We start from the raw sequence: 6,022 nt of genomic DNA, 5'->3' as shown, positions 1-6,022 counted from the left end.
CTGATTTCAATAATGTCAAAGAACTCGATTGTCCCCTCTTTCCGGGGTTATTTGATTAATATTTAACTGGTCCCTATTTTAACGGGACACTAATGATATAAAATAATAAAATTATGACAAATTAGGCAAGTACAAGCAATTTATTGACAAAAACAATATTTTTTTTAATTATTATATATATCTTTACACACAAAATTGATAAAACATTAAACAAAATTGTTTCACACAAAAAAATCTGCCATATGAAAAGACTAAATTTATTTCACTTATTTATTCTTTGTGTAGCTGCTTTCTGCTTTACGGCTTGCGAGAAAGAAGACTTGAATGACACGAAAGAAACAACTAAGCCAGTGACAGCTAAACTGATTGTAACTTATATGGGCGACACAACGAGGTTTAGTTCAGAGAGCAATGTGTTTGCTATAGACTCGAAAAAGAAGAGTGGCTACCCTGTAACCGTCAACAACAAAGCTGGCTTCTATACGACTTCTGACTGGGTTAAGCAAGGCGGTGACCGGCCGACAATTAATGATGAAAAATATGAGAGTTCTACCGTGTTAATTCAAAAAAATGGTTTGATCAGTCGTACTTACACATGCACCACCAGTGACATCGCATGCTTGTGTTATTATGAAGATTTTAGCATCACAAAACATCTACCTGACTATGCCCAGCATATGAAAGGAACTATCACGGTCAACATCAAGGCTTATATTCAGAACAGGCTGCAGAGGGAAGTTACTTACAAAGTTGACCGCAACGCCCCCGAGGCGTGGATTATCTTTTATAGTGACAAATCCTATCTAACACAAGAGTATGACAACGATGGGTTACACAACATAAACAATGATGAGGGGTGGATTCATATAGGGGTAGGTGGAGCTGATTAAACAAGCATAAAGGAGGCAAGATTTTGCCTCCTTTATGCTTGTTTATAACGTTCGTCTTCATCAAAACTGTTAGTGAGTGAATATTTGTCCCGCTTCATCCCAGTCCGTTTCAAAGCGTTTAGCGTTACTGCCATCAATATCCTCAGAATCCCAGTCATCAACACCCACTGTAATGTTTGGATTTTCGTTGGAAGTGACCATGATACCAGTATTCCCCATTAGCGTCTTTACATACACTTGTGGTTGTATATATGTTTTTTTCATTGTAAAATTAATAATTGTTTATTTTCAAAATCTAAATACAAGTCGGACATTAAATTTATTACTTGGGTAATACTTGTCTTGCCAAATCGTCTCGTATTTTTCTTCGGCAGCATTATATATGATAATATCATTGAGGGCATTGTCAATATTCCCTGATTCTGTTTTTCTCACTGCATAAAGTGCGGCAGACCTTTTATATGGAATAGAGTATTGATAACAAAATGGTTCCGCAAAGGTAAATCTTTTTTTGGGGTCCAAGTCAAGTGATGTAGGATCTGTCGCAGCCAGCATATTATCAAGATCTCCATAGCTCCAATCCTCATTATTCATAATGTCATTTTTTTGCCACATAAACTCTCTTCCGCCACAGGCCATAAATATTAGTCCCAAATCTTTCCATGAAGGAACATACCAATTTGTCCAGTCAGGTTCTTTTCCTACACTTATTCTGGAATTACCTGTATAATTATACCATGATTCTATTTCCTGTAAAGACAACCAGTTTTCTCGATAGCCTTTCGTTGCGTCTGCAGTTTCTTTTGCCAAGGTAGACAAAGATATGGCAAGTCCGTGTTTCTTATATGGAGACGGCCCTTTTCCGTCAGGTTCTATATATACAATCATCGCAACTGGATCTTCACCACTTTTGTAAGCCACTTCGCAGTCTTTGTAAATATTCCCCTTGTCTGTTATGATACTGCCAAGTTCTGGCTCTTGTGTATCTTCGGTGTAGCCATAAAAGCTATCGGAAATCTTAATCGTGTAGTTATATGTTTTACCAGCCTTTAGATTTACTCTAAATGGAAAATATGTGCGCCCATAAGAGTTCTCGTTACCTACGATATATTTACCATCTTTCTTGATTTTACATTCCAGCCACACATAGGAGTAGATATTTGTGTCATCCCTATTTCTAATCGCATTGTTAATGTCCTTTATTTTAATTCCAGATTTAGGATCCCATGATATATGATTCAAGGGTACGACAAAGATATCCTTTCCGTTGTTCATGAGAACAGGTTCTTGGTTTGGATTATAGTTTTTAACGTCAATGGAGTAGTCTCCATATCCACTACCACTTGGGGTCATAGAAGTACTAACCTTACCTTGCCGATCGATGGAAAAGAAAGCGTCATCGTACACGCCTTTCAGGCCTATTCTGCTTATTTCGCAATCTAATCGACTGGTGGACCGATCCTCCACGTAAAATTTAATTTGCGAGAGAAGGTGGTGAAATTGCAAGAACACCTCACCGTTGTTCATTAGTTTGCTTTGATTTGGCGCATATGCGGCAACAATATCATTCTCCCCTCCAGTAAACACCCCAAGTCCGATGTCGCCCTGTTGTGACATTTCCAATTTGGTGCCCAAGATATTATGTGCGTTCATTGCAACAAAATTAAGGGAGTAATCTGGCCATAATTTTATATTTCTTTTATCCTTGTACATAAAATTGCCATTTCCATCATTGATGAATTCCACATCTTTCATGTAAGGAGTGTGGATAGCGTTGTCAGAGAATGCGTTCACAAAGAATTGTTTCAGCTCTTTTCTAAAATTTTTGGAGTCCATTGCGGAGCGTGTGCCGTCTGCGCCCACGACCGAAAATCTTATTGCGTCTTTGGGTAAAGACATGTTTTCGACTTCTTGTTCTTCCGTACAGGATGTGAAGCCCAATAACAACATGGCTATAAACGCAAAAGCCATTGAATGTAATAAATTAAAATGTTTCATTTTGCATAATTATTTTGTTTAATATTTATTGTATCTTTATGTCACCCATGTTAAGGATTTCACCAACGCTCTCTTTCGGGTTCTCTATCCTCTTGCTGCTCGGTTCTTGGCTCTGTCCGTTGGCTCTCGCTTCTTCGAGTTTCCTCCTGTATTCTTCTCTGTTCATCTTGCTTTTGCTTTAATTGTTCTTGCTTTATAACCTCCTGCCGTAACTTCTTCCATTCTCCCTCTATCCTTGACAGGGTAAGGTTTCGGTCTATTTGGCTGACCTTGATGCGGTGTGTTCCGTCCATGAGGAAGTATCCTTGCAGGACACTGGGGTTTCCGTCTTGGTCATGTTGGTAATATCTGTCTATTTTCAAGCCTTGCTCCTCACAAGCCGTTTCAAAACCGTCAAAAGACCACGCTTTAAGCCCTCTGAGCGCATTTCTCGCCTTTTGCTTGATAATTCCCCGTTGTTCCTTTCCGATGTCCTCTGCGGTCTTTAATCCGTATTCTCGGGCAACTTTTTCGGCTGCTGCCTTGGCTCGCAGCCCTATCTGTCCGTCATCAATCACATTTCCGTCAAGGTCTATGCGGTTGATGATGTCGTGCAGGTGGGTGCGCTCTGCATCATTGGTGGAGCCGTAATGCAGGATGGTCATGCGCTGGGAGTTGTCAACGCCAAGATACTGGAGCCATTTATTGTGCGCTTCTTTCCACTTGCCCGTATCGTTTCCCCATTGTTCTATGAGTTCTTTTGATGGGGAGAAAGAAAGCCAAAGGAAATCACGCTTGATGTTCCCGTGACCTGTGCCATTCTTCCAGTTCCGCATTTCATTGAAGCACTCTTCGGAGGTCTGTCCCGAAAGGGCGTGAAGTTCGAAGTCCTCCGCAATCTCAACTCCGTTAATTTTCTTTTCCTCGGCATACTTCACGGCAGCCTTGCCGTAACTGATACTTTCCGCCTTGCCTATTATGCTCATATTTTCAAGAGATTTTTTAGTAACATGATTATACGCTCGTTCTCCTGCTTCACCCTTAGCCACTCATGCCCATGGAAATAGTTGTTGAGTTGCTGGAGGTTGAACCTTAGGGAAGACACGACTTTGAGCTGCTCACGTTCTTCTTCCGTGAACGCAGCCCTCGGTGTCCTGCCTAAAATGACATTTCGGAGATAGTCCGAAACGGACTTGTTGCAGTTCCGTGCCCTATCCTCGATGATGCGCCTTTCGGCATCGTTGACCCGAAAAGTGAGGGTCGTCTGACGGACTGGCGAGGAGATCTCCTGCCGTGTCCGGCTGAATGGCTTTTTATTTTCTTTTTCATTGTTGCCATTGTCTTTTCTTTTTATAGGGTTGATAACTTCTGTTCTTTCACATCAACAACCTGGGTTGATGCTTCAAATAGGTTCTTAAATAAATTTTCCCTCGCTGGTCAATTCTTGCCAGCTCACATCTTCACGTTCGGTCTCAAGCTCATAAGACAGATCCTCCAAAAAGTCACTGTATTCTTCATTGCTCATCTCCTTGCCGAGTTCACGGATGTGCGCCATCGCACGCTTTACAAATTGTCTTGGTGTCATACCTGTTAACTTTCTGTCATGTTGTCACGTCTGTTATGAGCCAGACAATTTGCTTTTGCTGTCTGCGTGTTGGAGCTGCATGCTCCCTTTTTGCTCTCCAGTGTGCTATTTATCGTATTAATTTCTTTTTTAGCTTTAGAAAGCATAAAACCAACCTCTTCGAGTTCTTTTTTCTTTGCATAGAGTGTTTGCTGGGCTTTTAATGCTTCATTCTTCATTTCGTTTACATATTCTTCCCATAAATTCACCACCTCTTCAAAACTCATTTCCTTGTAATCATCCTGATCGTAATAATTTGAGCCGAACATAGAATTGCTTAAATCCAATAAACTTGTCTTCATTCTCTGCATCTTCTGCTCTGCCATTTTGATACGCAGCTTGTCTGCATGTATTCGCTGCTGCTCCACGTCTCTGTGTTCGGCTCCTGTCTTGGCTTTGCTTTCCCCTCTTTCCATATCCAAAGCCTTGGCTACCACATCTTGTAGTTCGCTCATATCCTGTTCGTTCAGCTTCAGCGTCTTTCCTGTCTGATGGTCTAACCAGTCAAAGACGATGTGTGCATGGTGGTTGAACTTGATGTTCCCTGTCTCTTCGTCTTTGTACCCCTCATCATGGTGCATATCGATGCGGACAACATCGAGTCCTTTGCCTCTTGCCCACTCCTCGATTGGCTTGAAATCCGATAATTTGGTGTCTTCCTTGATTGGCACGACACCTTCCCGAATTGGCGACCAACCTGCAACTGTATATTCTTTTCCAGTTTTCTTATTTGTCATAGTTCGGTCTTTGAGTGATGGAGCTTGATGTTTCTTGTGGAGCTTTTTATATTCTTCTATCATGTCTTTGAAGAGCTGCTCACAGGTTTTCCCTTTGTATCGAGGATTGACCCAGCTTCTGTTGTTGTGTGAGAGTTCCTGAAAAAAATAGATATTCACGCCAGCTTTTTTCAGTCCTTCGATGTAACCTTTCGTGCGTTTGTTGTGTGCTTCCACAGAGCCAACATTAGCTCGTTTGATGTGTATTCCTGTTTTTGCCATTTCGTAAGTTATTGCTTCCGTCATTAGTTTGCAAAAGACAATGTACTGTTTCTTTTTTCAATAGAATTGAGCTTTTTGAAATCTCTATCGATCATTTTCGTGAATTTTGACAGTTGCAAAATAAATGACTTAACAGCAAATAAGCATCCTCAAAAAAATAAAAGTCTTATATTAACATTTTCAGAACCTTTTTTCAGACTTGGAGAGTTTTTTTTGTTAAAAAACAACCTCCATTTTTTTTGATAAACCAATAAATTCATGATAATGACCGCATCCTGCGTTTTCCTTCTCTTTTATTATCTCATATATTTGGCAAACGTCTATATACCATAACTTGTTGATACGAATAGAAAGCTAATTCGTATATACATATATACGTATAGACGGCTATAAAACTATACGGCTATATGTTGGTGAAGGCATATCCATTGAATGATATGTCTTCACTTTTTTACTTGAACATTTATCTAATTTTTATTTCCGTTTCTGCCTTCGACCTCACTTTCCATCACCTTTGTAGTCATCATCGACTT

7 protein-coding genes are annotated in these 6,022 nt (G+C 40.3%); 1 reads left to right on the top strand and 6 read right to left on the bottom strand.

Going from position 1 to position 6,022, the window contains the following annotated elements; genetic code table 11:
- Positions 1-350 precede the first annotated feature (350 nt).
- The gene (locus C7379_RS12325; protein WP_243406812.1) at positions 351-890 is read left to right on the top strand and encodes a hypothetical protein; all 540 of its coding nucleotides are present in this window, start codon (positions 351-353) and stop codon (positions 888-890) included.
- 69 nt (positions 891-959) lie between these two features.
- Here C7379_RS12325 and C7379_RS12320 read toward each other — a convergent pair whose 3' ends face one another.
- The 6 genes from C7379_RS12320 to C7379_RS12305 all read right to left on the bottom strand — a co-directional run bounded on the left by C7379_RS12320 (position 960) and on the right by C7379_RS12305 (position 5,489).
- On the bottom strand, positions 960-1,154 hold the full coding sequence (locus C7379_RS12320; RefSeq protein WP_116617528.1) for a hypothetical protein: 195 nt from the start codon (positions 1,152-1,154) through the stop codon (positions 960-962).
- Positions 1,155-1,178: 24 nt separating this feature from the next.
- Positions 1,179-2,888 (bottom strand): fimbrillin family protein, encoded by a 1,710-nt coding sequence (locus C7379_RS12315; RefSeq protein WP_116617527.1) that lies wholly within the window; start codon positions 2,886-2,888, stop codon positions 1,179-1,181.
- 59 nt (positions 2,889-2,947) lie between these two features.
- Positions 2,948-3,853 carry a relaxase/mobilization nuclease domain-containing protein gene (locus C7379_RS12310; RefSeq protein ID WP_116617526.1) on the bottom strand — a complete coding sequence of 302 codons (906 nt, stop codon included), beginning with the start codon at positions 3,851-3,853 and terminating at the stop codon, positions 2,948-2,950.
- A complete protein-coding gene (gene mbpA, locus C7379_RS13235; protein ID WP_419185316.1) occupies positions 3,850-4,152 on the bottom strand; it encodes a mobilization protein MbpA in 303 nt (100 codons plus the stop codon). Before mbpA ends, C7379_RS12310 begins: the two co-directional genes overlap by 4 nt.
- A gap of 129 nt (positions 4,153-4,281) precedes the next feature.
- The gene (locus C7379_RS12805) at positions 4,282-4,452 is read right to left on the bottom strand and encodes a hypothetical protein (protein ID WP_165815075.1); all 171 of its coding nucleotides are present in this window, start codon (positions 4,450-4,452) and stop codon (positions 4,282-4,284) included.
- A 5-nt stretch (positions 4,453-4,457) separates the two neighbouring features.
- The gene (locus tag C7379_RS12305; RefSeq protein WP_133241904.1) at positions 4,458-5,489 is read right to left on the bottom strand and encodes a plasmid recombination protein; all 1,032 of its coding nucleotides are present in this window, start codon (positions 5,487-5,489) and stop codon (positions 4,458-4,460) included.
- Positions 5,490-6,022: the final 533 nt, after the last annotated feature.

Source organism: Hallella colorans, from assembly GCF_003096815.1.
Classification (GTDB): Bacteria; Bacteroidota; Bacteroidia; order Bacteroidales; family Bacteroidaceae; genus Prevotella; species Prevotella colorans.
This window is presented reverse-complemented; position numbering and strand designations above follow the sequence as displayed.

Bases quoted from the DNA above. Each gene is read 5' to 3' on its own strand.
- C7379_RS12320 (WP_116617528.1), bottom strand. From the start codon at position 1,154: ATGAAAAAAACATATATACAACCACAAGTGTATGTAAAGACGCTAATG.
- C7379_RS12305 (WP_133241904.1), bottom strand. From the start codon at position 5,489: ATGGCAAAAACAGGAATACACATCAAACGAGCTAATGTTGGCTCTGTG.
- C7379_RS12315 (WP_116617527.1), bottom strand. From the start codon at position 2,888: ATGAAACATTTTAATTTATTACATTCAATGGCTTTTGCGTTTATAGCC.
- C7379_RS12310 (WP_116617526.1), bottom strand. From the start codon at position 3,853: ATGAGCATAATAGGCAAGGCGGAAAGTATCAGTTACGGCAAGGCTGCC.
- C7379_RS12805 (WP_165815075.1), bottom strand. From the start codon at position 4,452: ATGACACCAAGACAATTTGTAAAGCGTGCGATGGCGCACATCCGTGAA.